The sequence below is a fragment of the Mesorhizobium sp. 1B3 genome (genome assembly GCF_050958605.1).
GTDB lineage: Bacteria > Pseudomonadota > Alphaproteobacteria > Rhizobiales > Rhizobiaceae.
The window spans coordinates 101,723-126,994 of sequence record NZ_JBJHDO010000006.1 but is presented as its reverse complement, the minus strand read 5'-3'; the positions used below and the strand labels follow the sequence as shown (position 1 = coordinate 126,994).

The following is a 25,272-nucleotide window of genomic DNA, read 5'->3' as shown; positions in this document are numbered from 1 at the left end:
GCTTCAGACTGACATTTCGATTTCCGGACAAAGGCTACGCCGCGAAAGGCCGCAAATGGCACAGAATCGAAGCAAAATGACAGCAAATCACCCGGAAACGCAAGCCCGACCCGGGCCTTCGCGGCACATCTTCCGCCTTTCTGGGGATAATGAAGAGCCTGCTTCATCCGAAGCATTGTACCCGAACAGGGTATCGGTCCTGCGATGTGGCCGAGACGCACTGCGTCTCCCAAGCGCGGGCAAAATCGAAGCGCTGTGCCTCCGTGCTGGCGCACGGCGCTCCGGTTCTTCTAAAAGCATGCCGCGCGAATTGGGATTCGCGCGGCATGCTTTTTAGCTGTTGTTTTATGCATGTCGTTTGCCCAGACCGCTGCACACTTTTGGGCGACATGCATTGGCCGGGCCTCAGGCCTGATCGGTGATCAGGCGGCGCAGGAGCTCGAGTTCCTGCGCCAATGTATTGTCGGCGCCGGACAGATCCTCGATCTTGCGAACGGCGTGGAGCACTGTCGTATGGTCGCGCCCTCCGAACCGCCGCCCGATCTCGGGCAAAGAGCGGGGGGTCATCACCTTGGACAGGTACATGGCGACCTGCCGCGGCTTGACGATGGTGCGTGTGCGCCGGTTGGAGAGGAGTTCCGTTTTGGACACGTTGTAGTGGCGCGCCACGATGCGTTGGATGTCCTCGATTCGGACTCGCTTGGGCTCGCCGGAGCGATAGATGTGACCGAGGATCTCATCGATGCGATCGATGGTGAGCTGAGGCTCGAAAGACTGACGGAACAGAAGCTGGTTGAATGCGCCTTCGAGTTCACGTCCGCTGCCCGTTACCGTACGGGCGACATGGGCCAGGATGTCTTCCGAGATGGAAAGTGTCGAATCCTCCGCCTGGGCACATGCCAACCTTTGGCGGAGCATGGTGAGGCGCATGGCGAAGTCGGGCGCCGCCATCTCCAGGGAGACGCCGCCATTGAGTCGCGACCGCACTCTGGGTTCGAGCGATTCGAGTTCCGCTGGCGGCCGATCGGCGGCGACGACGACCTGCTTGGCGCTGTCGAGCAGCATGTTGATCAGGTGGCAGAACTCGTGCTGGATCGACTTGCCCTGCAGGAATTGCATGTCGTCGATGATCAGCAGATCGATATCGCGCAACTGCTCCTTGAGGGTCAAAGCGTTGTTGTCGCGGATTGCGGTGGCGAAGCGCCACATGAAATATTCGGCCGTCAAATAAACGACACGCGACTGGGGGTTGCGCTTCAGCGACTCGGCCGCGATCGCCTGCAGCAGGTGTGTCTTGCCGAGGCCCACCGTCGCGTGGAGGAACAGCGGATTGAAACGTACGGCGTTCGGGGCCTGTTCGGCCACCGCGCGGGCCGCCGCGAAGGCAACCCTGTTCGAGGCGCCTTCGACGAAGGATTGGAAGGTGTAGCGAGCATCCAGCGGGGAACCGAGCAGTCGCTGCCGAGCATCGGCCTCCACCGCCGGACGGGGGCCGGCTTGGCGCTCGGGGCGCACATTGGCAAGCGTGCCCGATCCCAGAGCGGTCTGTGGCTTGGCGCTTTTGCGGACAGCGGCGTCGTCGGATTCCGGCGAAGAGCGACCATTGCGCGTCGCAGACCGGACGACGAACTCTACTTTGAGAACGTCGGGACGTTCTTGCTTCCAGATTTCGGTGACAAGGTCGAGATAGTGGCCATTGATCCACGACTTCAGGAAGGCGGTAGGAACAGAGATGCGCACCAGGCCTTTCGAGGTTTCGGCGAGCTTCATGCGCGCGAACCAGCTTGAGTAAACTTCGGCGCCGAGCCGGGCCCGCAACTGAGTCTTCACACGCTCGAAGATCTTCTCAGCCGCATCCGATTCCTTGGCCTCGCAACCGCCGACAATATCTCGTTCAAAAGGAAAGGCTGATTTGACTTCCCTTTCAATGCCGCTCTGCATCTCGCAATCCCCGTTGTTGGCATTCATTATGACCGGTCAGCCGCGTGCGCTGCGTCTTCCGGCTTATCCTCGTATATTTTTCCACCTCTGTTTCAGGTGGCCGTAATCCCTTCCTTCGTTTCTCCGTCGCCGTCCATGGCCGGAACCCCTCCGCGACCCCTCGAATGTGAGCTTTCCGCGAGGCAAGCAGGATCGATCTCTGGCGAGAAGCCAGAGCAAACTCCGTGACTTACCTGCAGGTCGTCCCACGCGCATCGAAAGGCACGGCTTCGCCCTCCGCGGCTTTGCCGCGTGCCATCCCATCCGCCTTTTTGGCTAGTTCGCCGAGCCCGAGGCTCGTCCTTTCGATGCACAGACACTACAAAAATCGTCGTGGAAAGGGCAAGGGCGCGGCTAATGGTTTTTTTACGATTCTGGACATGGCGGCGGCCGAATTTGCGGCGCATGCCGGCACCAAACTGGAGAAATCGTTCTGATTCAAAACCTTCGTGCGCAGGCCGGGAGATTGCCCCGGGCGAAGAAATATTTTCAAAAAAAGCGCTTGACAGAGCGCTGCCTGAGGGCGCCCCCGCACGACGTGGACAAGCTGTGGATAAGCATTGACAAGGCACTGAATACTCTACGCAAAACACAATGACACAATTTGGGCGTCGCGGAATTCGCGGCGGCCATTTTTACCGAGGCCGGCGGCTATGCCGGCAAACAAGTGGAGGGCACCCGAAAGACAAAATCGGGCGTGCGTTGCCAAGTCTTTGCTCGGCAAACAAAAAAACCCGGCGGCGCGGCCACCGGGCCAGACTATCCGAAGCTTATCTGAAGATCAGTTGGCGAGCGTCTTAAGACGCTGGGCGAGCCGAGAGACCTTCCGCGACGCGGTATTCTTGTGGAGAACGCCCTTGGTGGCGGCCCGCATCAATTCCGGCTGAGCTGCCTGGAAGGCGGCCGTTGCCGCGGCCTTGTCGCCGGCAGCCAATGCTTCCTCGACCTTGCGGACGAAGGAGCGAACGCGAGACCGGCGGTTCTTGTTGATCGCCGCGCGGCGAGCGATCTTGCGCGTAGCCTTTTTGGCCGAGGAGGTGTTGGCCATGATGCCTCTCTATGATCTATCGAGTGGCGCCCGAACTGCACATCGCGTGGGCGCAAAAAACAGGCGGGACAGCCAAGGCCGTCCCGGTTGAGGGGGCTTATAGTGTAGGTTTTGCGAGGCGTCAACGCCGCAATTCCCCCGAAAAGCCCTCCGCTGCCACGCATCAGCGATTGCGGAAATTCGCTGTCCTTTTCTCCGAAAAGGCCGCCATGCCTTCTTTCTGGTCGTCGAGCGCGAACATCGAGTGGAAAACGCGGCGCTCGAAACGCAGCCCTTCCGCCAGGGTGGTTTCGTAGGCACGGTTAACGGCTTCTTTTGTCATCATGACCGCGGGCTGCGATAGGTCGGCGATCTTGACCGCCGCTTTCAGCGCCTCTTCCACGACCTCGCTTGCCGGGACCACACGCGAGACGAGTCCGCATCGCTCGGCTTCCGCCGCGTCCATCATCCGGCCGGTCAGGCACATGTCCATGGCTTTTGACTTTCCGACGAAACGGGTGAGCCGCTGCGAGCCGCCCATTCCGGGCATGACGCCGAGCGTGATCTCGGGCTGGCCGAACTTGGCGTTGTCGCCGGCGATGATGAAGTCGCACATCATGGCGAGTTCGCAGCCGCCGCCCAGCGCATAACCCGACACGGCCGCGATGATCGGCTTGCGGATACGGGTCAATCCCTCCCAGCCGGCGAAGAAGTCCTCCATGTAGACGTCGATGTAGGACTTGGCCTGCATTTCCTTGATGTCGGCGCCGGCGGCGAAGGCTTTTTCGGAGCCTGTCAGAACGATGGCGCCGACCTCCGGGTCGGCCTCGAATGCCTGGAGAGCCGCGATCACGTCCTGAAGCACCTGGGAATTGAGTGCGTTGAGCGCCTTCGGACGGTTGAGCGTGACCAGCCCCACCTTGCCGCGCGTTTCGACCAGAATCGTCTCATAGGCCATCATTGTCTCCTCTTTCTCGGGCTATCGCTGACAGGTTGGGCAATAAAAGGTCGAGCGCCCGCTCTGGACGAGGCGGTGGACGACGCCGGAACAGCCCGGACGCTTGCAAGCTTCGCCTTCGCGGTCATAGACGCTGAAAGTGTGCTGGAAATAGCCGAGCGAGCCGTCGGCCTGAACATAGTCGCGCAAGGAGGATCCTCCTGCCGCGATGGCGTCGGCGATCACGTCACGCACCGCCTGCGCCAAACGCTCGGCCCGCACCGAGCGTGCACCGGGTTTGGCCGAGATCGTACCGGCGGCGCGGCGCGGCGACAGGCCAGCCCGCCACAATGCCTCGCACACATAGATGTTCCCCAGACCCGCGACCAGGCGTTGGTCGAGCAGCGCGGCCTTCAAAGGCGCGGCGCGGCCGCGGAAGAGATCGCTGAGGAGATTTCCGTCGAGGCTGTTACCGGTGGGCTCGACACCGAGCCCGGCCAGCATCGGGTGTTCGCGCCAGGTCGCCTCCTCGCTCAGCAGCATGAAACCGAACCGGCGGGGATCGTTGAAGATCACGCGCGCCTTTTTGCCATCCGGCGCGGCGACATGGAAAACGACATGGTCATGCGCGGTGTCCTTGGAGCGCGCGTAGTAGAAGTCGCCGGGCGTTCCAGCCGGGCCGCCCGCTTCCACGCTGCCTGCCTCCACCCGGAAAGAGCCGGACATGCCGAGATGGCAGATCAGCACCGGACCGCCATCAAGATGCGCTGTCAGGTATTTCGCTCGCCGCCCCAGCGAGGTGACGCGACGTCCTGAGATCCGGTCGACGAATTTCTCGGGAAAGGGGTAGCGTAGATCGGGCCGCCTTGTCTCGACATGCTCGATGACGGATCCTTCAAGCACGGGCTGAAGGCCGCGCCGCACCGTTTCGACCTCGGGAAGCTCAGGCATTGCCGGCCATTGTGCGGCGGAAGGATATCCCATGCGGCCCCGGGGCAAGACCGAGATGTTCTGCCACCGTCTCGCCAATGTCGGCGTAGGTCCGCCTGAGCCCCACGGCGCCTCCCGGAAGGCCTGGCGCCAGGCCGAAAATCGGTACGCGCTCGCGCGTATGGTCGCTCCCCCGCCAGGTCGGGTCGCAGCCATGGTCGGCTGTCAGGATCAGCAGGTCGCCTGGGCGAAGCTGGGCTAGCGCCTCCGGCAGGCGGCGATCGAAGGCCTCGAGCGCTGCTGCATAACCGGCGATGTCGCGGCGATGGCCGAAAAGCGTATCGAAATCGACGAAGTTGGCGAAAACGAGATCGCCATCGCCGGCCTCGTCCATGGCGCCGAGGGTCACATCGAAAAGGGCCATGTTGCCGGCCGCCTTGCGGACCTCGGTCACGCCGCGATGGGCATAGATATCGCCTATCTTGCCGATGCCGATAACCTTGTTGCCGGCTGCCGCCACGCGATCGAGCAGCGTCGGTTCGGGAGGGGGAACGGCGTAATCGCGACGGTTGGCGGTACGTTCGAAGTTGGCGGCCGTCTCGCCTACGAAGGGCCGCGCGATCACCCGGCCTATATTGAGGGGGTCCACCAGCCTACGCACCGTCTTGCAAAGCTCGTAGAGACGCTCCAGTCCGAAATGGGCCTCATGCGCTGCGATCTGTATGACGGAGTCGGCCGACGTGTAACAGATCGGCTTGCCTGTGCGGACATGTTCCGCCCCCAGCCTTGTGATGATTTCGGTGCCCGAGGCGTGGCAATCGCCGAGTATGCCCGGCACCTTCCCGTCGCGGATGATGGCTGCGGTCAATTCGGCGGGAAACGTCGGCTCGGTGAGAGGGAAGTAGCCCCACTCGAACGGCACGGGGAGGCCGGCGATCTCCCAATGGCCCGACGGGGTGTCCTTGCCGCTCGAAACTTCCTCGGCCGCGCCGAAGAAGGCCGAAGCCGCGGTGGCGGCGCCGAGCTTGCCGGGGACCCTGCCGGTCGCGGCCTTCGCCGCTTCGCCGAGCCCGAGCGACAACATGGTCGGTATCGACAGCGGTCCTTCCCGCAATCCTTCCCTGTCGCCTTGCCCCTCGCGGCAGGCCTTGACGATATGGCCGAACGTGTCAGACCCGTCGTCGCCGAAGCGGGCTGCGTCAGACGCGCCGCCGACGCCGAAGGAATCGAGAACGAAGACGAAAGCACGCGCCATTTCGAGAGCCGACCTCATGCAGGGTGGTCAAGACATAGAGCATTTTGCAGCGAGGTGGAAACACCTGGCGTCGCACTAAGGCTCCCGTTCAAGTGGATTTTTGGAAAGCGCCGAATAACTTCTTATAGTAAATATTTTACTTCGCGATCACTCAAAAGAAACCCGCCATTTTAATAGATCCTCAAAACCGATGCAGTAATCAGTCGGTTTAGGGGGTAATATGGTGGCCAGCAATAGAGTCCAATCGCTGTCGGAGACTGGCGCGTGCCGTTCTGTGCCGCAGAGGGGGCTTCTCCGAAGGGTGCGTTCGAACGGTCTCTGCAAGCGTTTGACGCGCTGCATCTCGAACGATGCCGGAGCGACCGCTGTCGAATTCGCGATCGTGGCACCTATCCTGATGTTGATCCTGTTTGGCATCATCGAGTTCGGACTGATCTTTGCGGCCGACATCCTGCTCAAGAACGCGACTTACGACGCATCCCGAGCGGGCAGGACGGGGTTTGTCGCGGAAAATTCAACCCAAGATGCGATGGTGCGCGCGATCCTTCGGAACGAGGCGGGTGTTCTGATGGATGCCGACAAGATCACCATTGAGAGCGCCGCCTACACCGGATTTGACACGCTGAAGAAGCCCGAACCCTTCATCGATGCGAACGGGAACGGCAAACGCGACGACGGCGAGAACTTTACGGATGTGAACGGCAACGGTGTCTACGATACCGATCAGGGTCGGGCAGGATACGGCGGAACCAGCGAGGTGGTCCTCTATACCGTGTCCTATCCCTGGAGGTTGTTCACGCCTCTGGTCGGCAGGTTGGTCGGCACGGACGGCGTGTTGGCCCTGACGGCGACCGCTGTCGTCCAAAATGAGCCCTACTGATGTCAGTCTTTCGCATGTTGGCCCCGTTGCTGCTGCTCGCTCGCCGTTTCGTCCGGCGGGAAGAGGGTGTTGCCGCGACAGAGATGGCGCTGATTACCCCAATGCTTCTGGTGTTGTTCCTGGGCAGCACCGAGACCGGGTTGTTGGTCCGGATGCATTTCCAAGCGGCGCATATGGCTTCAACCGTCGCCGACGTGATCGCACGGTACAAATCCGTCACATCGGCGGACATCTCCGGTATCTTCGCGGTATCGGCCGAGGTGATGGGCACCGGGGACTTCGACGAGAACGGCACCGTGGTTCTGTCGTCGATCGCAACCGACGACAAAGGCAATGCGACGGTCGCATGGCAGTGCGCGGGCGGCAAATTGGGAAGCAACAGCCGTATCGGAACCACGGGGAAGGCGGCAAGTCTCCCGAGCGGGCTCGCTCTGGGCAAGAACGATAACATCATCGTTGCAGAGATCTTCTATCGGTATACGCCGCTCCTGGGCTGGACCGCCCCTGGGATGACCCTGGCCTACAAGACAGCTCTCTTCCGGCCGAGGCTCGGCGATCTGACGACGGCACCGGGCTGTTAAGGGGGGTACGGCAATTGAACTTCATTGCTCGCAGGTTGCCGATGTCGATGCGTCGTTTCCGATCGCGGCTCTTCCAATTCGTGCGCCGCCAGGACGGAGGTGTCCTGCCACTTGCCGCTGCCTCCATGGTGGCTCTGATCGGAGCAGTGGGCCTGGCGGTCGACGGAGGCCGCCTGGTGCTCATGCATTCCAGCCTTCAGCGCGCGATCGATGCCGGTGGGCTATCCGCCGTTGCCAAGCTGGGAACGACGACGCTCGACGATGAAGTTCGCAAATTCACAGCGGTCAATTTCGCCGACGGCTACATCGGCGCGAATATCACTTCCCTGACGTCGGCGCTGAGCTCCGACAAGAAGACCCTGACCGTACAGGCCGCGGCGACGGCCCCAACGACGTTTATGAGCCTCTTCGGTATCCACACCATGTCGACCAGTGCCGAAACCGTGATCGAACGCGCTGTCGGCGGCCTGGAACTTGTCCTGGTTCTCGACAACACCGGCTCCATGGGCGGCAGCCCTCTAAGGGATCTGAAAACCGCCACGAACTCGCTGCTCGATATCCTTTTCGGAGATCAGGTCGTAGGCGAAAAGCTCTATGTGGGCGTCGTTCCGTTTTCGCAGAGCGTGAATATCGGTGCCACTCATTCGGACTGGCTGACGCCTGGATCGCTCAAGGGACTCGATTGGGGACCGACGAAGTGGGGCGGCTGCGTGGAAGCGCGCGCGGATGGCTACGATGAGACCGATGATGTGCCGTCGATGAAGACGTTCGCACCATACTATTGGAAGGACAGCGACAAAAACCGCTGGCGCAACTCCAAATCCAGCTTGGGCCAATCGCTCGGTCCCAACAAGCATTGCCCGGCCGAAGTGACGCCTATGACCTCGACCAAGAGCAAGCTTGTCACTGCGGTCAGGGACATGGAGGCAGTCGGCAATACCCACGTCAACTATGGTGCTGTCTGGGGCTGGCGTATGCTCTCGCCTAAATGGCGAGGCCTGTGGGGTGGCGACATGAACAACAATGAATTGCCACTGGATTACGGCACCGAGAGCATGAACAAGGCCGCGGTGATCATGACGGATGGCGAGAACACGATGACGAGTACCACCTACACAGCCTATGGCTGGTTGGAGGAGAAGAGATTAGGGACTGATAGATCCTCGGAGGCCGTCGGCGAACTCAACGACAGGCTTGCTGCGGTTTGCACGGCGATGAAGAACGCGGGTATCATCGTCTATACGATCGCCTTCAATCGTCCGGGTAAGTCCATCGAGGATCTTCTGAGGGGATGCGCGACACAACCCGCTTTCTATTTCAATTCGCCCAGCGGCAGCGATCTCAAGACTGCCTTCGAGCAGATCGGCGGCTCTCTCTCGAACCTGCGGGTCAGCAGATAGTTGTTTCGTCTCTATCTGGTGTCAGTGCAGTAGCGAACGTTTGCGCGTTTCGTCTGTCGGCGGGAAAGCGCTTGCCGTTTAAGCTTTGCCATGCGGCTGACCGCTACTGGCTCGCGTTCATTTCGCCTTCGGACGCCCGCTCGGCCTCGCCCTTGTAGGAGCTTTCGCAATAGGGCGTGCAAGAAAGGGTCTGGACTTCCGCCCTGCGGTAGACGCGCACGGAGTTCGGGTCGTGCCGGGAGACGACGACCTGCTCGTCGACGATGGGGCTTCCATCCTTGTCCAGGACCACGAGATTGGTGACCCCGAAACCCTTGCCTGTCAGGACAATGGTGGTGGCGTCCTGCACCGAGGCGTCGGCGATCGCCGGATTTCCGATGACGATCGTATCGGCAGGCCGCGCGATCCTCACGATCTTGGCCTGATTCATGATCACCTGGATGCCGGCTTCGGCGAAAGCTGCCGGCACGCCGGATAGGGCGGAGAGGAGAACCAGCGCGCCGAAGGCTTGCAAGGTCACGTGCCGTGCCATTCTCGATCTCCTGAAGCGGGATTGCTCAACGGAGCATGAACGGGATTGGTGAACCAAGGGTTAAGCGGTGCCGCCCATGGCTGGATGCGCGCTTCACCGCCGGTTAACGCGGTACGCGTAGGGTCGCGATATCCGCTAGCCACCGAGGACTGCAATGCTCGAAGCGTCGATCCTGATCGTCTTTCCCTTCTGCATGGCCTTCGCGGCGGTTTCCGACATGCTGTCGATGACGATCGCCAACCGGGTACCTATTGTTCTTGTAGCCGGCTTCGCCGTCATCGCACCCCTGACCGGCATGGATTGGCAGTCCTTCGCCATGCATTTCGCCGCCGGCGGCATGGTGCTCGCCGTGACGTTCGGGCTCTTCGCGATCGGAGCCATGGGCGGGGGCGACGCCAAGCTTCTGGCCGCCACGTCGCTCTGGTTCGGCTTCGGCGTAGAATTGCTGCAGTATGTGGTGGCGGCTTCCTTTATCGGCGGCCTGCTGACAATCGGCATAATGAGCTTTCGCAGCTCCTTTCTTGCCGCTTTCGTCTCCCACAACATGTTCCTGCGCCACATCGCGAACGCCAAGCTAGGCATTCCCTACGGCATCGCGCTCGGCATTGGCGGCCTCTTGACCTATCCGTCGTCGCCCTTGATGGCATGGGCATTGGCGCGCATCGCCGCCAACTGATCGGACGCCGGCCGCATAGCGCCGTTCGCAACCTCCGATTAATCGTGATCGTAAGCGTTCCGTTAACCATAAGTTGACCATTGCCCCCGCAATGTCCCGTTCGGCTAGGGTAAATTTCGGGTGCGGGGTGCGGAAAAAATGGCAGCATCCAGGCTGATCATTCTTGGCGTGGCGGTGGCTGCGGCCAGTGGTGCCGGCTATGTCGCCAAGAACATGGCGATTGCAACACCGCAGGACGTTGCAGCGCTGGTGCCGCAAGAACCGGCACTGCGGCTTGCCGACGTGCTGGTGCTGGCCAGCGACGTTCCCATGGGAGCGCCTGTCGGCGACGCGTTGGCGTGGCGCGCTTGGCCCGCGGACGGCATCAACGATAATTTCATCACGCGTGACGGCGATCCGGAAGCTATCGACAAGCTGAAGGGCTCCCTTGCCCGTGTGGCCATGTATGCCGGCGAGCCGCTGCGCCGAGGCAAGCTGGTCGGCGAGGGACAAAGCTTTATGTCGTCTATACTGCCTTCGGGCAGTCGCGCCATTGCCACCCAGATCTCGGCCGACACTTCGGCGGGCGGTTTCATCCTTCCCAACGATTATGTCGATGTCATCATGACGCGTCGTTCGCAAAGCGCCGCGACCGGAGATGGTTTCGTTACCGAGACAATCCTTCAAAACATTCGCGTGCTGGCGATCGACCAGACGATCCAGGAAGATGAGGACGGCAAGAAAGTAAGGGTCGGCCAGACCGCCACGCTGGAACTCACCCCGCAGCAGGCAGAAATCATCACGGTCGCGCAACAGATGGCCGATCGCCTCACCCTTTCGCTCCGATCCGTTGCCGACGCCCAGGAGCGGTCGACCGGTGATGCCGACTATCTCGTATCCGGAAACGGTCGGCGCGGCACCGTGCGACTCATCAAGTCCGGCGAAGTTTCCGAAGTGGGCGCCAGGCGATGAGCGGAACGATCATGAGCGCTCCAGCAGGACAGCCCCGCTCCCTGGCGCGCATCTGCGCGACCGTGGCCTTCGCGGTTCTGGCGGCTCTCTCCACAAGCAATCTGGCGGTGAGCGCCGAATCCGGGGTCAGCATCGGATCCTCGAGGACGGCCAGCCAGCGCATCAAGCTTGGCCTCAACAAGTCGGTCGTGATCGACCTGCCGGCCGACGCCTATGACATACTCGTCGCCAATCCCGCCGTCGCCGATGCCGTGACGCGTACTGCACGGCGCATCTACCTGTTCGGCAAGTCGGTCGGCGAGACCAACATCTTCGTTTTCGGTTCCAATGGCGAGCAGATCGTCAGCCTCGACCTCGCCGTGGAGCGCGACGTAGCCGGCCTTGAGGACTATCTGAAGCGCTTCATTCCGAATTCCGACATCGATGTCGAACTGCTGAACGACAATGTGGTGCTTTCCGGCACGGTCGAAACGCCGCTTGATGCGCAGCGTGCCGCGCGGCTTGCAGAAGTTTTCGTCAGCGGCGGCGAGGCCACCACGGGTCAATATTCGCAGACAGCGGCCGGTGGTTCGGTCAATGGCGGCGTCGACATCAACAATCCGGATTCCGAGCGCCGCACCAGCCAGATCGTCAACCTGCTTAAAATTATCGGTGAGGACCAGGTGACGCTGAAGGTCACCGTGGCGGAAGTCAGCCGCAACGTTATGAAGCAACTCGGCGTCAATATTGTCGGCTCCAACCAGAGCAATGGGATCAGCTGGAGCGCTCTGTCCGAAAACTCTTTCGGCTTGGGCAAGCCACAATCGGCCTCGACTCTGGGTTTGGGGACCTCCACCCTGGCGGCCTACGTCAACGCCATGGAGCAGGCCGGCGTCATGAAGACGCTTGCCGAGCCCACTCTCACGGCGGTTTCCGGAGAAAAGGCGACGTTCAAAGTTGGTGGCGAGTTCAATATCGTCAGGGGTCGTTCGAGCGCCGTCTCCGAAGACAATCAGGAAGGTGCGACGACTTACGATATCCAACAGCTCGAATACGGGATCGGGCTCGAGTTCCTGCCTGTTGTCCTCTCGCCGGGACGCATCAGCCTCAAGGTGAGGACCGCAGTCTCGGAGCCGACGACCGAAGGCTCCGTGCAGCTCGAAGCCGGCGGCCGGCAGTTCGGCTCCAATATCATTTCGATCCGCAAACGGCTCGCCGACACCACGGTGGAACTGCCCTCCGGCGGCTCGATGATGATCGCCGGCCTCGTCCGCGACGATATCCGCCAGGCGGTGAACGGCCTGCCGGGTCTGGCCAAGATTCCAGTGCTCGGCACGCTTTTCAGGAGCCGCGACTTCGTCCGGAACGAAACGGAGCTCGTCGTCATCATCACGCCCTATCTCTCTCGTCCGGTCGCCCGCGCGGAGCTGGCGAAACCCGACGACAACTTCAACGCGGCGAGTGATGGCGCGGGCATGTTCCTCGGTCGAGTCAACCGGGTCTACGGCACCATGCAGACCAACAGACCGAACGGCCGGTACCACGGCGTCGTCGGTTACATCTACAAATAATGGGAACGGCCATGGCTGAAGCGGCATTCCAGATCCAGGCGGCGAAGACGGCGATCGACCGGCCGCGTTTTCTGAGCCTCGCCTTGCCGGCACTGGCGCTCGCCGCCTCGGCCGTGCTGGCCGGCTGCGCGCAGCGCGACAGCATAACGGTCGGCTCGGTTCCGGACGACTATCGCACCAATCATCCGATCGTCATCGCCGAGAAAGAAGAGAAGCTCGACCTGCCCGTAGCCGCGAGCGACCGCGGAATGACCCGCACGCAGAAGGTTGCGATCGAGGGCTTCCTGGCCGGTTACGACAGGAGCGCCGCGCCGGTTGTTCGCATCATTACCCCTTCGGGAGGGCAGAACGATGTCGCTGCCTCGCGCGCAACGTCCGACATTGCCCGGCTCCTGCGGTCGAACGGGGTGCCGGACGGACGCATCGCCTTCCTCTCCTATCAGGCCGGCCCCGCGGAGACCGCGGCGCCCGTGCGCATAGCCTATTCCGCCATGAGGGCGCAGACCGGCAAATGCGGCCGCTGGCCGGACGACCTGCTGAAGACATCCGAGAACAAGCACTACGCCAATTTCGGATGCTCCTATCAGAACAACCTCGCGGCGCAGCTTGCCAATCCGGCTGACCTGTTGGGTCCGCGCAAGCCGACCGAAATCGATCCCGAAAACCGTGCCGACGCCATCGACCAATACAAGGCGAGAGCGATTGCGCGTGATTTCGAGACTACATCCGAAGTGACCTACTGAGAAGCGGACAATGACGAATCCTGCCTACAAGCAGATGATCGAGAAAGAGCCCGCGACCTCTCAGGACGCCGCGGTCCTGCAGTCGCTTCGGCCGGTCCCGCGCATCTCGATCCAGGCCTTCTGCGAGAGCGAAAGCGTTGCCGACCCCATCGGGCGGGCGGCCGGCGATCGGCGCATGTCCAAGACGCATCTCAAGGTTCACATGGGCGGCGTCGCGGCGGCGATCGACTATTACCAGACCGCCCCGACCCCCAATCTGGTGATCCTGGAAACGCGAGGGGAGCCTAGGGAACTGCTGGACTCCTTGCGCCGCTTGGCCGAGTGCTGCGACCCCAGCACGAAGGTCATCGTCGTGGGCCACTACAATGATGTCTGGCTCTATCGCGAGCTCATCCGTTCCGGCGTGTCCGAATATGTCGTGGCGCCGGTCTCGATGGCCGATATCGTCAGCGTCGTCTCGGCGATCTTCGTCGATCCCGAAGCGGATCCGATAGGCAGGTCGATCGCATTCGTCGGCGCCAAGGGCGGGGTAGGCTCCTCGACAATCGCCCACAATGTCGCCTGGGCGATGTCGACGCTGTTCAAGTCGGAGGTCGTGGTGGCCGATCTCGACCTGGCCTTCGGCACCGCCAATATCAATTTCGACCAGGATCCGGTCCAGGGCATCGCCGAGGCCGTCTTCGCACCCGAGCGGGTCGATGAAGTGTATCTCGACAGGCTGCTTGCCCAATGCGCCGAGCGCCTGTCGCTCCTGGCGGCGCCCTCCACGCTGGACCGCGTCTATGATTTCGACCCCGACGCTTTCACGCAGATCATCGAGGTCGCGCAGCGCAGCGCGCCGCTCCTTGTGCTCGACGTCCCACATGTCTGGAGCGGCTGGGCGAAGAGCACGCTGATGCAGGCTGACGACGTGGTCATCACGGCGACGCCGGAACTGGCGAATCTTCGCAACACGAAGAACCTCATCGACATGCTGAGAAAGCTCCGGCCGAACGACGCCCCGCCGCGGCTGATCGTAAACCAGACCGGCGTTCCCAAGAGGCCGGAGATCTCGGCTGCGGACTTCGCCGAGCCGCTTGGCGTGACGCCCATGGCTGCGATCCCCTTCGATGCGCAGCTCTTCGGCAATGCGGCCAATAGCGGGCGCATGCTGGGCGAGTTGGCAAAGCAAAGCCCCATCGCTCAGACAATCAACGAGATCGCCCACGTCTTGACCGGCCGCAGCGAGATCAAATCACGGCGCAAGCCGGGTCTTTCCGGACTCCTCGGCAGGCTGAAGCTGAAAAAGTGATAACCTTGGCTATTCGCGACCATGTTCGGCAAGAGAGGCACTGAAAGCCCCGGGCGCGGGGATCCGGCTTTCCGGCCGCCTGCGGCGTCGCCGGACCGGATGGAGGCGGTCCGGCCGGTGCAGGCAGCGCCGGTGCAGGTGGCAGTGCCGATGGCTGCGGCGCAGCCCATCGCATCCGAGCCTCCGCGCGCCTCGCCGCGCGAGCGCAGCGAGAACTACTACGACACCAAGTCGCAGGTGTTCTCCGCGCTTATCGATACGATCGATCTTTCGCAACTCGCCAAGCTCGATCCCGACAGCGCCCGCGAAGAAATCCGCGATATCGTCAACGACATCATAGCGATCAAGAATTTCGCCATGTCGATCGCCGAGCAGGAGGAACTGCTCGACGATATCTGCAACGATGTTCTCGGCTACGGCCCGCTGGAACCGCTTCTGGCGCGCGACGACATCGCCGATATCATGGTCAACGGTGCCAAGCAGGTCTATATCGAGGTCAACGGCAAGGTCGAGCAGACCAGCATCCGTTTTCGCGACAACCACCAGCTGCTGAACATCTGTCAGCGCATTGTGAGCCAGGTCGGCCGCCGTGTGGACGAATCCTCGCCCATCTGCGACGCGCGCCTTCCGGATGGCTCGCGCGTCAACGTCATCGCGCCGCCGCTCGCTATCGACGGAGCCGCGCTCACCATCCGCAAGTTCAAGAAGGACAAGCTTACCCTCGACCAGCTCGTCAGGTTCGGCGCCATCTCTCCGGAAGGCGCCGAGGTGCTGAAGATCATTGGCCGCGTGCGCTGCAACGTGGTCATTTCCGGCGGCACGGGCTCGGGCAAGACCACGCTCCTCAACTGCCTCACCAACTATGTCGACCGCGACGAGCGCGTGATCACCTGCGAGGATTCGGCGGAGCTTCAATTGCAGCAGCCGCACGTCGTGCGGCTGGAGACCCGCCCGCCCAATCTCGAAGGCGAAGGCGAGATCACGATGCGCGACCTCGTCAAGAACTGCCTTCGCATGCGCCCCGAGCGGATCATCGTCGGCGAGGTGCGCGGCCCCGAGGTTTTCGACCTCTTGCAGGCGATGAACACTGGTCATGACGGTTCCATGGGAACGATCCATGCGAACTCGCCGCGCGAATGCCTCAACCGTATCGAATCGATGATCGCAATGGGTGGCTTCTCGTTGCCGCCCAAGACAGTCCGCGAGATCATTGTCGGCTCGGTCGACGTGATCGTGCAGGCGGCACGCCTTCGCGACGGTTCACGCCGGATCACGCACATCACCGAGGTCATCGGGATGGAAGGCGACGTCATCATCACCCAGGATCTGGTTTGCTACGACATCAAGGGCGAGGACCACAACGGCCGGATTGTCGGCCGCCATGTCTCGACCGGCGTCGGGCGCCCCGGTTTCTGGGATCGGGCGCGCTACTACGGCGAGGAACAGCGCCTCGCTGCCGCGCTCGAGGCGATGGAAAAACAGAGCGGCTGAGAAGGATCATGTTCGGCATCGACGGCGCAACACTGGGCTTTGCAGCGCTGGCCGCACTGGCAGCGGGCGCGGTCGCCTATGCCTTCCTGTTCAACAGGATGGCCGCCGAAAAGAAAGTCGAAAAGCGGCTCGAAACGGTGAGGCGCGCCGAAACCGACCGCGCCGGCATCAAGGCTTCGCGGGACCGGCTTGCCGAAGCGGCCAAGCGGCGCAAGTCCGTCCAGGACACGTTGAAGGACCTTGAGGAAAAACAGAAGCTGAGGGACCGCAGCAGCAAGAAGGCGCCGCTGAAGGTCCAGCTCAGGCAGGCCGGCCTGCAGGTGAGTCTCGAGCGCTTCTATGTCTACTCCGTCGGCTGCGGGATGGCCGTTGCCCTTCTCGTGTTCCTTGCCGGGGCGCCTCTCATTGCCGTGCCGGGAGCGCTGGCGGCCGGTGGCCTCGGCCTGCCGCGCTGGTTCGTCGCCTTCAAACGGTCTCGACGGGTCACGGCCTTTCTGGAGGAATTTCCCAATGCGCTCGACATCATCGTGCGCGCTGTTCGCTCCGGCCTGCCGTTGAACGACGGCATCCGGCTGATTGCGAGCGAATCGCCAGAGCCGGTCCGCAGCGAGTTCCGGCGTATCGTCGAGGCCCAGCAACTCGGCCTGTCCATTCCCGACGCCACGATGCGCATGAGCGAAACCATGCCTTGCCCGGAGGCCGGCTTCTTCGGCATCGTCATCCAGATCCAGCAACAGGCAGGCGGCAACCTGTCGGAAGCGCTGGGCAATCTGTCGCGCGTGCTGCGCGACCGTAAGAAGATGAAGGCCAAGGTCCAGGCCCTCTCGATGGAAGCCAAGGCTTCTGCGGCGATCATCGGATCCTTGCCGATCATCGTGGCCGTGCTCGTCTATCTTTCCAGCCCGAGCTACATCATGCCGCTATTCACGACGAGCACCGGTCATCTGATCCTTGGCGTCTCGGCTGTCTGGATGACGATCGGGATCTTCGTGATGCGCGGCATGATGAACTTCGAAGTCTGAGCGGGGTGGAATCGTGTCCAATACCGTCGTCAAGACAGTCACCGACCCTTCCTTCCTGGTCGCCATGCTGGTGGCGGTCGCCGTCTTCGCCACGCTCTTGACCCTGCTCCCCGCATTCGGCGGCAATTCGATCAAGTCCCGGATGAAGGCAGTTGCGATCGAGCGCGAGGAACTGCGCGCCAAGCAGCGGGTTCGCCTCGCCAATGAAGGAGAACGCCGGCGCAGGGGGTTGCGCGAGGAGCACTCCGTCGGCATGCGCAACATCGTCGAACGCCTCGACCTCAGGCGCGCGCTGGCCGACGAAAAAACACTGGCGTCGCTGCGGATGGCCGGCTTTCGCGGCCAGAATCCGCTCACTCGATTCCTGTTCCTCCGCCTCGTTCTTCCCTTCGTCACCTTCGGACTCGGCCTCGCCTACGTCTTCGGCCTCGGCGGCCTTCCCGAACAGCCTTTCTTCATCAGGCTGTTCGTCTGCATCCTGTCCGCCTATGCCGGATTCTATGCGCCGGTCCTCTATGTCTCGAACCGGGCGGCACAGCGTAAGGCTTCCATCCAGAAGGCCTGGCCGGACGCGCTCGACCTGATGTTGATCTGCGTGGAATCGGGCATGTCGGTCGAGGCAGCCTTTCGCCGGGTGGCCGAGGAGATCGGCGCGCAATCGGTCGACCTCGCCGAGGAGCTGGTGCTGACCAACGCGGAATTGTCGTTCCTGCAGGAGCGCAAGCAAGCCTACGACAATCTGGCGAGCAGAACCGGGCTCGAATCGGTGAAGTCGGTGGCACAGGCCCTGGTTCAGGCCGAGCGCTACGGCACGCCAGTCGGACAGGCGCTGCGCGTGCTGGCCAATGAAAGCCGCGAGATGCGCATGAATGCCGCCGAGAAGAAGGCTGCCGCTCTTCCGCCGAAACTGACCGTGCCGATGATCCTGTTCTTCCTGCCGGTCCTCTTCGCCATCATTCTGGGGCCGGCCGGCATCCAGATCAGCGGACAGGGTATTTTCTAAGCGAGCCGTCCTGTTGAAGTGCGATTCCCAGATTGGGACCAGAGGCTATTTGCCGATGATCACGTGCAGAGTGGATTTCCCGCCTTTTACCGCTTCCGTCGACAATCTCCGGTCGAAAGTCGCCAGCCGGCCGCCACGTGCCTTGGCGAGCGCAAGTAGGTAGGTATCCGTGACCTGAGCGGAGGTTAGAACCTTCGCGGGATCAACGTTGTCCGCATCGACAAGGCTGACATCGTCCGACCAGAAATTGTGGCTGGGAAGATTACGCAATTTGCCGACCATCTCTGCCACGACAGACGGCGAGCCCGGAGAGTTGGGATATCTTGGGCTGCCAACGATTCGGATGACGCCATTTTCGGTTATGGGACAGGTGGCCCATGACCGGCGCCCAGTCGAAGCGAACCAATCATGCGCGTCGTCGTGCGCGACGTGACCAGGGTCGATCAGAGCAATCAGAACGTTGACGTCCAGCAGGAAGGTCAAGGGAGTTCATCGCGTAAGGCGTTGACGATTTCCAGCGTGACCGGGGGTGCGTCCGGCCGCGGCGACAGCAGGGGAATTCCATTGCGCTCGCCGCCACCCACCGGACGCCGGAGGGAACGCCGCGCCAGATCGGAAATAACCTCGCCGACGCTACGGCGCTGTTGCGCAGCCATTGCCTTGGCTGCGACCAGAACGTCATCATCAATCGCGAGTGTCGTTCTCATGGCCCCTTTCCCTCCGCGCATCAATCATCACGCATCATGTATGGCGCGACGAGTTGCATATCAAGAGAATGGCTTCCGAGCATTCGCGGCTCGAGCTAGGTCGAGCCGGCACCCTTCTTCTCGTCCTTCTTCAATTGGCTCCAGGAATTCTGCTGGGCGAGCATCGAGCGAAGATAGGCGATGTTGGCCTGGGCCTGTTCCGGGGAAAGCTCCTGCCGGGCGATCTGTTCCGCCTCGTCGAAGCGGCCCTGCAGCCCGACCACCAAGGCAAGGTTCTGTCTCACCCTGCTGTCGGCGCCGGCTTGCTCCGTGGCCGAGCGCAGGTAGGTCTCGGCGGTCCTGAGGTCGCCTTCCAGCACATAGGACATGCCGAGATTGGAAAGCACGGAAGGCTCGTTCGGCTTCAGATCGAGGGCGCGGCGATAGAGCGCCCGGGCCTCCTTGGCTTGGCCGAGCTGATCGAGGATCGCGCCTTCCGCCGAAGCGAGCTTCCAGTCTGGGTATTCCGGTGTCTGGGCCCTGCGAACGGCATCGAGCGCCTGCTCGAATTGGCCGGCGCCGGCCAGCGCCTTGCCGTATGCAGCCAGGACGTCACGATCGCTGGGATAGCCGATCGCCAGCTTGCGCATGACGGCGAGAGCCTGTTCGGACTTGCCGTTCATCTGAAGCACGGCGGCGTAGCGCATCGCCGTCGTCTTGTCCTTGGGATTGGCGGCGAAGGCTTTACCGAGCGAGGCGGCGGCGCCATGCAGCTCGCCGGCCGACATCTGCTCCAGGGGCTTTCCTGAAGGGCGGGCGATCGATCCGGTAGTCATGCTCCGGTCGGCACAACCAGCAGCGCTCAAAGCAAGAACGACCGTCAACGTCGCCGCGAAACACCTCGCAGAAGACGCAATCCGCCGATGGACCATCCGCGCTCCCCTTCCTGCGGCCTCGGCCGCGTCGCCCCTGTCGGATCAATATTCCGTTAACCCTAACGAGGCGTTAACGGTGCAACCTGCGTTCGAACCGGCGCGCATGCGCCATTGCCTTTCGAAGCCGGGCAGGGCAGATGTTGTCCTCCAAACCGCCGCCCATTGCGCGGCTGCTGGAGAAATGATGATGAGAATTCTGCTTGCCGCCGTGTTGCTCGTCCTCGCCGGTTGCGGCGGGTCGCCCATGTCGGTGGAATCGCGCGACCCTGACTGGCAGTCGCCGACATCCGCACTCGAGAAGGCGCAGTCCGAGGCCCTCCGGCAGCAGCGTCGTGGGGGAGAACCCGGCGGCGGGTTCTAGGTCCGGTTGTCGAGCCTCTGTCGGACGGGTTAGCGCCCTCGCGATCGAAAAATCAAAGGATGAATTGATGCCGCTTGAACTGGTCGAGAAGAAATCGCGCGCGAGCCTGCCGGTCCATCTCGTTGCCAAGAATGCCCTTGGCGACGCGGGATTGGAGCCTGCTGCAGCGGCCTGGGCCAAGGCCAACGGCTTCACGGGGGAAGCCGGCAAGGTCCTGATCCTGCCCGGCGAAAGCGGCAAGCTGGGTGGGGCGCTGCTTGGCACCGGCAATGGCGAGGATGCTTTCGGGGCGCTGACGGTGGGAACGCTGGCCCGAACGCTGCCGGAGGGCGATTGGCACTTCGCGGCCAAGCCCGCCACGCCGGAGATCGCAGCATTGGGACTCCTGCTTGGCGGCTACAGCTTCACGCACTACGGCAAGAAGCCGGGCAAGGCCATCCGCTTCGCCCTGCCGGCCGGCACCGACCTGGAGCGCGTGCGCTGGATCGCCGATGGTGTGTTCCTGGCGCGTGATCTCGTGAACACGCCGAGCAACGACATGGGGCCGGAGGCGCTGGAGAATGCGGTTCGCGCGCTTGCCAAGCCGCACGAGGCTTCGGTCAGCGTCATCAAGGGTGACGCGCTGCTCGCGAAGAATTTTCCGATGATCCATGCGGTTGGCCGCGCCTCGGATCAGGCGCCGCGCCTCATCGACTTGAACTGGGGCCCAGAATCCGCTCCGAAGGTGACGCTTGTCGGCAAGGGCGTCTGCTTCGATACGGGCGGCCTGGACATCAAACCCGCCAGCGGCATGCTGCTCATGAAAAAGGATATGGGCGGGGCTGCCAATGTGCTCGGGCTTGCCTCGATGATCATGTCCGCCGGGCTCAAGGTAAGACTCCGCGTCCTCATCCCCGCGGTCGAGAACGCCATCTCCGGCAATGCCTTCCGGCCGGGCGACATCCTGCGGAGCCGCAAGGGACTGACGGTCGAGATCGGCAACACCGATGCGGAAGGGCGCCTGATCCTCGCCGACGCGCTGGCGCTGGCCGACGAGGAGGAACCGCAACTGCTGATCGACATGGCCACGCTGACGGGTGCCGCCCGTGTGGCGCTCGGACCGGATCTGCCGCCCTTCTACACACCGGATGACGGGCTTGCCGGCGAGATTTCACGGGCCGCCGAGGCGGCCGCCGATCCGCTCTGGCGCATGCCGTTGTGGAAACCTTACGACTCCAAGCTTTCCTCGAAAATCGCGGACCTGAACAACGTCACCACTGACGGCTTCGCGGGATCGGTCACTGCGGCACTGTTCCTCAAGCGCTTTGTCGAGAAGACCGGCAGCTGGGCGCATTTCGACATTTTTGGCTGGAGTCCGAGCGACCGCCCGCATTGCCCAGCCGGAGCCGAAGCCCAGGGCATTCGTGCCCTGGAACGGGTCCTGACCGCACGCTTCGGGCGTTGAGGACGCTAAAGGCTTGCATCGGTCGCCAAATCGGGATTGGGTGAAACGGAACCGAAACAATTTTCCGAGGATGCTTGCATCATGGTGGTTGTTTTGCGTCCCACTCAGGCCTTGCGGCTATGGCAGCAGGTGAGCCTTTCGCAAGTGCGCGCGGGCACGGCGGACCTTACCATGCGGCAATGGGCGATCCTGCTGACGATCTATCTCGATCCCCCGCCCCATACCGTGCGCGGATTGGCGGCGCGGCTCGGGGTCACCAAGCCGGTGATCACCCGCGCCCTTGACACGATGGGAGCGTTGAGGCTGGTGTCGCGACACCGTGACGAGCACGACAGGCGCAACGTTCTGGTGAGAAGGACAGTCGACGGTGCCTTGTTCGTCGAGCGTTTCGGGGATGACATCATTGCACGCGCCGGAGAACTTCCCCTGTGAGCATTCTCGATAAGCGGCTTCATGCTTTCCGCGCAGATCTCGCCGACACAAGGCTTGAGGAACAGGTCGAATCGGAACGTTTCGTCGTCGGGAGGCCGGCACGCATCGCCGTGCCCGTGGCCGACATGCGCGGGGAGCCCCGGCCCGATGCCGGCCTCAGCACGCAGCTTCTCCTTGGCGAGGATGTGATCGTTTTCGAGGAACGGGAAGGCTGGGCCTGGATACAGTCCGAGCGCGATTCCTATGTCGGTTATGTCGCCGCGACCGCCTTGAAGGCTCGCGACGGTCCCCCCACGCATATGGTCTGCGTTCCCAGGACCTTTCTGTACCCGGGACCCGACATGAAGCTGCCGCGGAGCGGCGAGCTGTCGATGGGCACCGATCTGGTGGTGGTCGGCATGGCCGAGAATCGAGGCACTTCCTACGCGCTGCTGCAGTCCGGCGAAGCCGTCATTGCGTGCCATCTCATGCCGGCGAGCGACCATGCCGCCGATTACGTGGCGGTCGCCGAGACGCTGATCGATACCCCTTATCTATGGGGCGGCGTTTCGGCCTTCGGCCTCGATTGCTCCGGCCTGGTGCAATTGGCGATGCGCATGGCGGGCAGGCCGGCGCCGCGCGATTCCGACATGCAGGCATCCGGACTTGGCGAAGCCTTCCAGCCGGAGCCGGGCTATTCCAACCTGCAGCGGGGCGATCTCGTCTTCTGGAAGGGCCACGTCGCGATCATGACGGACGCCGACAACATGATCCATGCCAATGGCCACACGATGCTGGTGTCGCGCGAGCCGCTGCGGGAGGCGATCGACCGCATCGGCTATCTCTACGGCGGGCCGACCCTTTTCAGGCGGCCGTAAGGAGCGGCAACGAGAGAGCTCTCTCAATCCCCCATCTTGAGCGCCTGGATGAACGCCTCCTGCGGGATGTCCACCTTTCCGAACGAGCGCATCCGCTTCTTGCCTTCCTTCTGTTTCTCCAGAAGCTTGCGCTTGCGGGTGACGTCGCCGCCGTAGCACTTGGCCGTGACGTCCTTGCGCAGTGCCGAGATCGTCTCGCGCGCGATGATCCGGCCGCCGATCGCCGCCTGGATCGGGATCTTGAACATGTGCTGGGGGATCAGCTCCTTGAGCTTCTCGCACATGACACGACCCCGCTTTTCCGCGGCCGAGCGGTGCACCAGCATGGAGAGCGCGTCGACGGGCTCCTCGTTGACCAGGATCGACATCTTCACGAGATCGCCCTCGCGATAATCGGTGAGGTGATAGTCGAAGGAGGCGTAGCCCTTGGAGATGGATTTCAGCCGGTCGTAGAAATCGAACACGACTTCGTTGAGTGGCAGGTCGTAGACCAGCATGGCGCGCTTGCCGACATAGGAAAGGTCGATCTGGATGCCGCGCCGGTCCTGGCAGAGCTTCAGGATGCCGCCGAGATAGTCGTCGGGGGTCAGGATCGTGGCGCGGATCCACGGCTCCTCGATATGATCGATCCTCACCACGTCGGGCATGTCGGCCGGGTTGTGCAGTTCCTTGGTGGTGCCGTCGGTCAGGACGAGACGGTAAACCACGCTCGGTGCGGTCGCGATGAGGTCGAGATTGAATTCGCGTTCCAGACGCTCCTGGATGATCTCCAGGTGCAGCAGGCCGAGAAAGCCGCAGCGGAAGCCGAAGCCGAGCGCGGCCGAGGTCTCCATCTCGAAGGAGAAGCTGGCATCGTTGAGGCGCAGCTTGCCCATGGCGGCGCGCAGGTCCTCGAAATCGGCCGCGTCGACAGGAAAGAGGCCGCAGAACACCACGGGTTGCGCCGGCTTGAAGCCTGGCAATGGCTTTTCGGTCGGCCGCCGATCCTCGGTGATGGTGTCGCCGACGCGGGTATCGGCCACTTCCTTGATCGAGGCGGTGATGAACCCGAACTCGCCCGGACCAATCTCGTCGGTGTTGATCATCTTGGGCGTGAAGTAGCCGGTGCGCTCGACCGGATACTTGGCGCCGGTGCCCAGCATGCGAATGGTCTGTCCCTTCTTGAGCACGCCGTCGATCACGCGCACCAGCACGATGACGCCGAGATAGGCGTCGTACCAGCTGTCGACCAGCATGGCCTTCAGCGGCGCCGACCGGTCGCCCTCGCGGGGCGGCGGCAATTGCTGGACGATCGCCTCGAGCACGTCCTCGATGCCGAGGCCGGTCTTGGCCGAGATCAGCACGGCCTGGCTGGCGTCGATGCCGATCACTTCCTCGACCTGCTCGCGTACGCGGTCGGGCTCGGCGGCCGGCAGGTCGACCTTGTTCAGCACCACCACGATCTCGTGATCGTTGTCGATCGCCTGGTAGACATTGGCGAGGGTCTGGGCCTCCACGCCCTGCGAGGCGTCGACGACGAGCAGCGAGCCTTCGCAGGCCGCGAGCGAGCGTGAGACCTCATAGGCGAAGTCGACATGGCCCGGCGTGTCGATGAGGTTGAGGACATAGTCCTCGCCATTTTTGGCGCGATAGCGCAGGCGCACGGTCTGCGCCTTGATCGTGATGCCGCGTTCGCGCTCGATATCCATGTTGTCGAGCACCTGTTCCTTCATCTCGCGGGCATCGAGCCCGCCCGTCATCTGGATCAGGCGGTCGGCGAGGGTGGATTTGCCATGGTCGATGTGGGCGACGATGGAGAAGTTGCGGATATGGGAGATCGGCGTGCTCATGGAGCGAGCGCTATAAAGCATTCGCAGGAAAAGTGGAAACCGGTTTTCCGTCCGCGAATGCACGAAGACAAAGATTCATTCGCAGGAAAAGTGGAAACCGGTTTTCCGTCCGCGAATGCGCGAAGACAAAGATTCATTCGCAGGAAAAGTGGAAAGTGATGGCGCCAAAGCGCCCAGCGAGGAGGTGGTCGGCGAATAGCGATCCAGGAGCGATAGCGGATGCTTGGATTTCGCTAAGAATCCTCAAAGGGAAGAAACGGCGCGCCTGTGTTGCAACTGGCGTGGGAAGTGCCTGCGCAGATTGAAGAATCATCGTTTCCAGGCATCGAAGCCTATTTGGGAGTAGACTTGGAGGCGGGTCGGCGTCATAGCATTGGGGCTGTAGCTGGCCCCAACCGGCGATATTGCCGGCGGAAGTATCCAGAGGTGCTTCCGCCGGCCTTTTTGTCCGGCGCGGAAAAGATGGCACTGCGCCGGAC

Annotated in this window: 26 protein-coding genes and 1 pseudogene; 17 read left to right on the top strand and 10 right to left on the bottom strand. The window is 62.4% G+C overall.

The features are described from left to right. Positions 1 to 405: 405 nt before the first annotated feature. On the bottom strand, positions 406 to 1,941 hold the full coding sequence (gene dnaA / locus ACCO56_RS17885) for a chromosomal replication initiator protein DnaA (RefSeq protein ID WP_433642155.1): 1,536 nt from the start codon (positions 1,939 to 1,941) through the stop codon (positions 406 to 408). A gap of 224 nt (positions 1,942 to 2,165) precedes the next feature. Between dnaA and ACCO56_RS17880 the strand changes: the two genes are divergently transcribed. Next, positions 2,166 to 2,417, top strand: a complete 252-nt coding sequence (locus ACCO56_RS17880) for a hypothetical protein (protein WP_433642153.1) — start codon at positions 2,166 to 2,168, stop codon at positions 2,415 to 2,417. Positions 2,418 to 2,584: 167 nt separating this feature from the next. After that, positions 2,585 to 2,758 (top strand): hypothetical protein, encoded by a 174-nt coding sequence (locus ACCO56_RS17875; protein ID WP_433642151.1) that lies wholly within the window; start codon positions 2,585 to 2,587, stop codon positions 2,756 to 2,758. Between the two features lie 3 nt (positions 2,759 to 2,761). On the opposite strand, the gene rpsT is transcribed toward ACCO56_RS17875, so the two are convergent. The 4 genes from rpsT to ACCO56_RS17855 all read right to left on the bottom strand — a co-directional run bounded on the left by rpsT (position 2,762) and on the right by ACCO56_RS17855 (position 6,129). Continuing rightward, positions 2,762 to 3,028, bottom strand: a complete 267-nt coding sequence (rpsT, locus tag ACCO56_RS17870; RefSeq protein ID WP_433642150.1) for a 30S ribosomal protein S20 — start codon at positions 3,026 to 3,028, stop codon at positions 2,762 to 2,764. A 163-nt stretch (positions 3,029 to 3,191) separates the two neighbouring features. Further along, entirely contained in the window at positions 3,192 to 3,965 is a 774-nt protein-coding gene (locus ACCO56_RS17865) for an enoyl-CoA hydratase (protein ID WP_433642393.1), read from the bottom strand. A gap of 21 nt (positions 3,966 to 3,986) precedes the next feature. Further along, the gene (gene mutM / locus ACCO56_RS17860; protein WP_433642149.1) at positions 3,987 to 4,895 is read right to left on the bottom strand and encodes a bifunctional DNA-formamidopyrimidine glycosylase/DNA-(apurinic or apyrimidinic site) lyase; all 909 of its coding nucleotides are present in this window, start codon (positions 4,893 to 4,895) and stop codon (positions 3,987 to 3,989) included. Then, entirely contained in the window at positions 4,888 to 6,129 is a 1,242-nt protein-coding gene (locus tag ACCO56_RS17855; protein ID WP_433642148.1) for a phosphopentomutase, read from the bottom strand. The genes mutM and ACCO56_RS17855 overlap by 8 nt, the downstream gene beginning before the upstream one ends. Before the next feature lie 220 nt (positions 6,130 to 6,349). Between ACCO56_RS17855 and ACCO56_RS17850 the strand changes: the two are divergent. The 3 genes and pseudogenes from ACCO56_RS17850 to ACCO56_RS17840 all read left to right on the top strand — a co-directional run. Further along, a pseudogene (locus ACCO56_RS17850) lies at positions 6,350 to 6,601 on the top strand (TadE/TadG family type IV pilus assembly protein); the annotation flags it as partial. A 407-nt stretch (positions 6,602 to 7,008) separates the two neighbouring features. Next, on the top strand, positions 7,009 to 7,590 hold the full coding sequence (locus ACCO56_RS17845; RefSeq protein WP_433642147.1) for a TadE/TadG family type IV pilus assembly protein: 582 nt from the start codon (positions 7,009 to 7,011) through the stop codon (positions 7,588 to 7,590). Positions 7,591 to 7,631: 41 nt separating this feature from the next. Next, the gene (locus tag ACCO56_RS17840) at positions 7,632 to 8,990 is read left to right on the top strand and encodes a pilus assembly protein TadG-related protein (protein WP_433642145.1); all 1,359 of its coding nucleotides are present in this window, start codon (positions 7,632 to 7,634) and stop codon (positions 8,988 to 8,990) included. A gap of 103 nt (positions 8,991 to 9,093) precedes the next feature. Here ACCO56_RS17840 and ACCO56_RS17835 read toward each other — a convergent pair whose 3' ends face one another. Continuing rightward, positions 9,094 to 9,522 (bottom strand): pilus assembly protein N-terminal domain-containing protein, encoded by a 429-nt coding sequence (locus ACCO56_RS17835; protein ID WP_433642144.1) that lies wholly within the window; start codon positions 9,520 to 9,522, stop codon positions 9,094 to 9,096. Between the two features lie 154 nt (positions 9,523 to 9,676). Between ACCO56_RS17835 and ACCO56_RS17830 the strand changes: the two genes are divergently transcribed. The 8 genes from ACCO56_RS17830 (at position 9,677) to ACCO56_RS17795 (ending at position 18,249) form a co-directional block, all read left to right on the top strand. After that, positions 9,677 to 10,198, top strand: coding sequence for an A24 family peptidase (locus ACCO56_RS17830; protein WP_433642143.1), 522 nt, complete (start codon positions 9,677 to 9,679; stop codon positions 10,196 to 10,198). A 138-nt stretch (positions 10,199 to 10,336) separates the two neighbouring features. Continuing rightward, positions 10,337 to 11,149, top strand: a complete 813-nt coding sequence (cpaB, locus tag ACCO56_RS17825) for a Flp pilus assembly protein CpaB (RefSeq protein ID WP_433642142.1) — start codon at positions 10,337 to 10,339, stop codon at positions 11,147 to 11,149. An 11-nt stretch (positions 11,150 to 11,160) separates the two neighbouring features. Then, on the top strand, positions 11,161 to 12,699 hold the full coding sequence (locus tag ACCO56_RS17820; RefSeq protein WP_433642141.1) for a type II and III secretion system protein family protein: 1,539 nt from the start codon (positions 11,161 to 11,163) through the stop codon (positions 12,697 to 12,699). A gap of 11 nt (positions 12,700 to 12,710) precedes the next feature. Beyond that, the gene (locus ACCO56_RS17815; protein WP_433642140.1) at positions 12,711 to 13,442 is read left to right on the top strand and encodes a CpaD family pilus assembly protein; all 732 of its coding nucleotides are present in this window, start codon (positions 12,711 to 12,713) and stop codon (positions 13,440 to 13,442) included. A gap of 10 nt (positions 13,443 to 13,452) precedes the next feature. After that, positions 13,453 to 14,733, top strand: a complete 1,281-nt coding sequence (locus ACCO56_RS17810) for an AAA family ATPase (RefSeq protein ID WP_433642139.1) — start codon at positions 13,453 to 13,455, stop codon at positions 14,731 to 14,733. A gap of 21 nt (positions 14,734 to 14,754) precedes the next feature. Continuing rightward, complete coding sequence (locus ACCO56_RS17805; protein WP_433642138.1) at positions 14,755 to 16,224, top strand: CpaF family protein; 1,470 nt, start codon at positions 14,755 to 14,757, stop codon at positions 16,222 to 16,224. 8 nt (positions 16,225 to 16,232) lie between these two features. Next, positions 16,233 to 17,246 (top strand): type II secretion system F family protein, encoded by a 1,014-nt coding sequence (locus ACCO56_RS17800; protein WP_433642137.1) that lies wholly within the window; start codon positions 16,233 to 16,235, stop codon positions 17,244 to 17,246. A 13-nt stretch (positions 17,247 to 17,259) separates the two neighbouring features. Further along, a complete protein-coding gene (locus ACCO56_RS17795; protein WP_433642136.1) occupies positions 17,260 to 18,249 on the top strand; it encodes a type II secretion system F family protein in 990 nt (329 codons plus the stop codon). 45 nt (positions 18,250 to 18,294) lie between these two features. On the opposite strand, the gene ACCO56_RS17790 is transcribed toward ACCO56_RS17795, so the two are convergent. The 3 genes from ACCO56_RS17790 to ACCO56_RS17780 form a co-directional block, all read right to left on the bottom strand. Then, positions 18,295 to 18,732: a TA system VapC family ribonuclease toxin gene (locus ACCO56_RS17790; RefSeq protein WP_433642135.1), complete on the bottom strand. Its 438-nt coding sequence runs from the start codon at positions 18,730 to 18,732 to the stop codon at positions 18,295 to 18,297. Beyond that, a complete protein-coding gene (locus ACCO56_RS17785; protein ID WP_433642134.1) occupies positions 18,729 to 18,956 on the bottom strand; it encodes a CopG family transcriptional regulator in 228 nt (75 codons plus the stop codon). The genes ACCO56_RS17790 and ACCO56_RS17785 overlap by 4 nt, the downstream gene beginning before the upstream one ends. 95 nt (positions 18,957 to 19,051) lie before the next feature. Continuing rightward, positions 19,052 to 19,867 carry a tetratricopeptide repeat protein gene (locus ACCO56_RS17780; RefSeq protein ID WP_433642133.1) on the bottom strand — a complete coding sequence of 272 codons (816 nt, stop codon included), beginning with the start codon at positions 19,865 to 19,867 and terminating at the stop codon, positions 19,052 to 19,054. Positions 19,868 to 20,051: 184 nt separating this feature from the next. Between ACCO56_RS17780 and ACCO56_RS17775 the strand changes: the two genes are divergently transcribed. The 4 genes from ACCO56_RS17775 (at position 20,052) to ACCO56_RS17760 (ending at position 22,964) form a co-directional block, all read left to right on the top strand. Then, on the top strand, positions 20,052 to 20,231 hold the full coding sequence (locus ACCO56_RS17775) for a hypothetical protein (RefSeq protein ID WP_433642132.1): 180 nt from the start codon (positions 20,052 to 20,054) through the stop codon (positions 20,229 to 20,231). A gap of 67 nt (positions 20,232 to 20,298) precedes the next feature. Then, the gene (locus tag ACCO56_RS17770; RefSeq protein WP_433642131.1) at positions 20,299 to 21,675 is read left to right on the top strand and encodes a leucyl aminopeptidase family protein; all 1,377 of its coding nucleotides are present in this window, start codon (positions 20,299 to 20,301) and stop codon (positions 21,673 to 21,675) included. 81 nt (positions 21,676 to 21,756) lie between these two features. Then, positions 21,757 to 22,107, top strand: a complete 351-nt coding sequence (locus ACCO56_RS17765; protein WP_433642130.1) for a MarR family transcriptional regulator — start codon at positions 21,757 to 21,759, stop codon at positions 22,105 to 22,107. Continuing rightward, complete coding sequence (locus ACCO56_RS17760) at positions 22,104 to 22,964, top strand: NlpC/P60 family protein (RefSeq protein ID WP_433642129.1); 861 nt, start codon at positions 22,104 to 22,106, stop codon at positions 22,962 to 22,964. Before ACCO56_RS17765 ends, ACCO56_RS17760 begins: the two co-directional genes overlap by 4 nt. 23 nt (positions 22,965 to 22,987) lie before the next feature. Here the strand turns inward: ACCO56_RS17760 and lepA are convergent, their stop codons facing one another. Then, positions 22,988 to 24,793 carry a translation elongation factor 4 gene (lepA, locus tag ACCO56_RS17755; protein ID WP_433642128.1) on the bottom strand — a complete coding sequence of 602 codons (1,806 nt, stop codon included), beginning with the start codon at positions 24,791 to 24,793 and terminating at the stop codon, positions 22,988 to 22,990. Between the last annotated feature and the right edge of the window lie 479 nt (positions 24,794 to 25,272).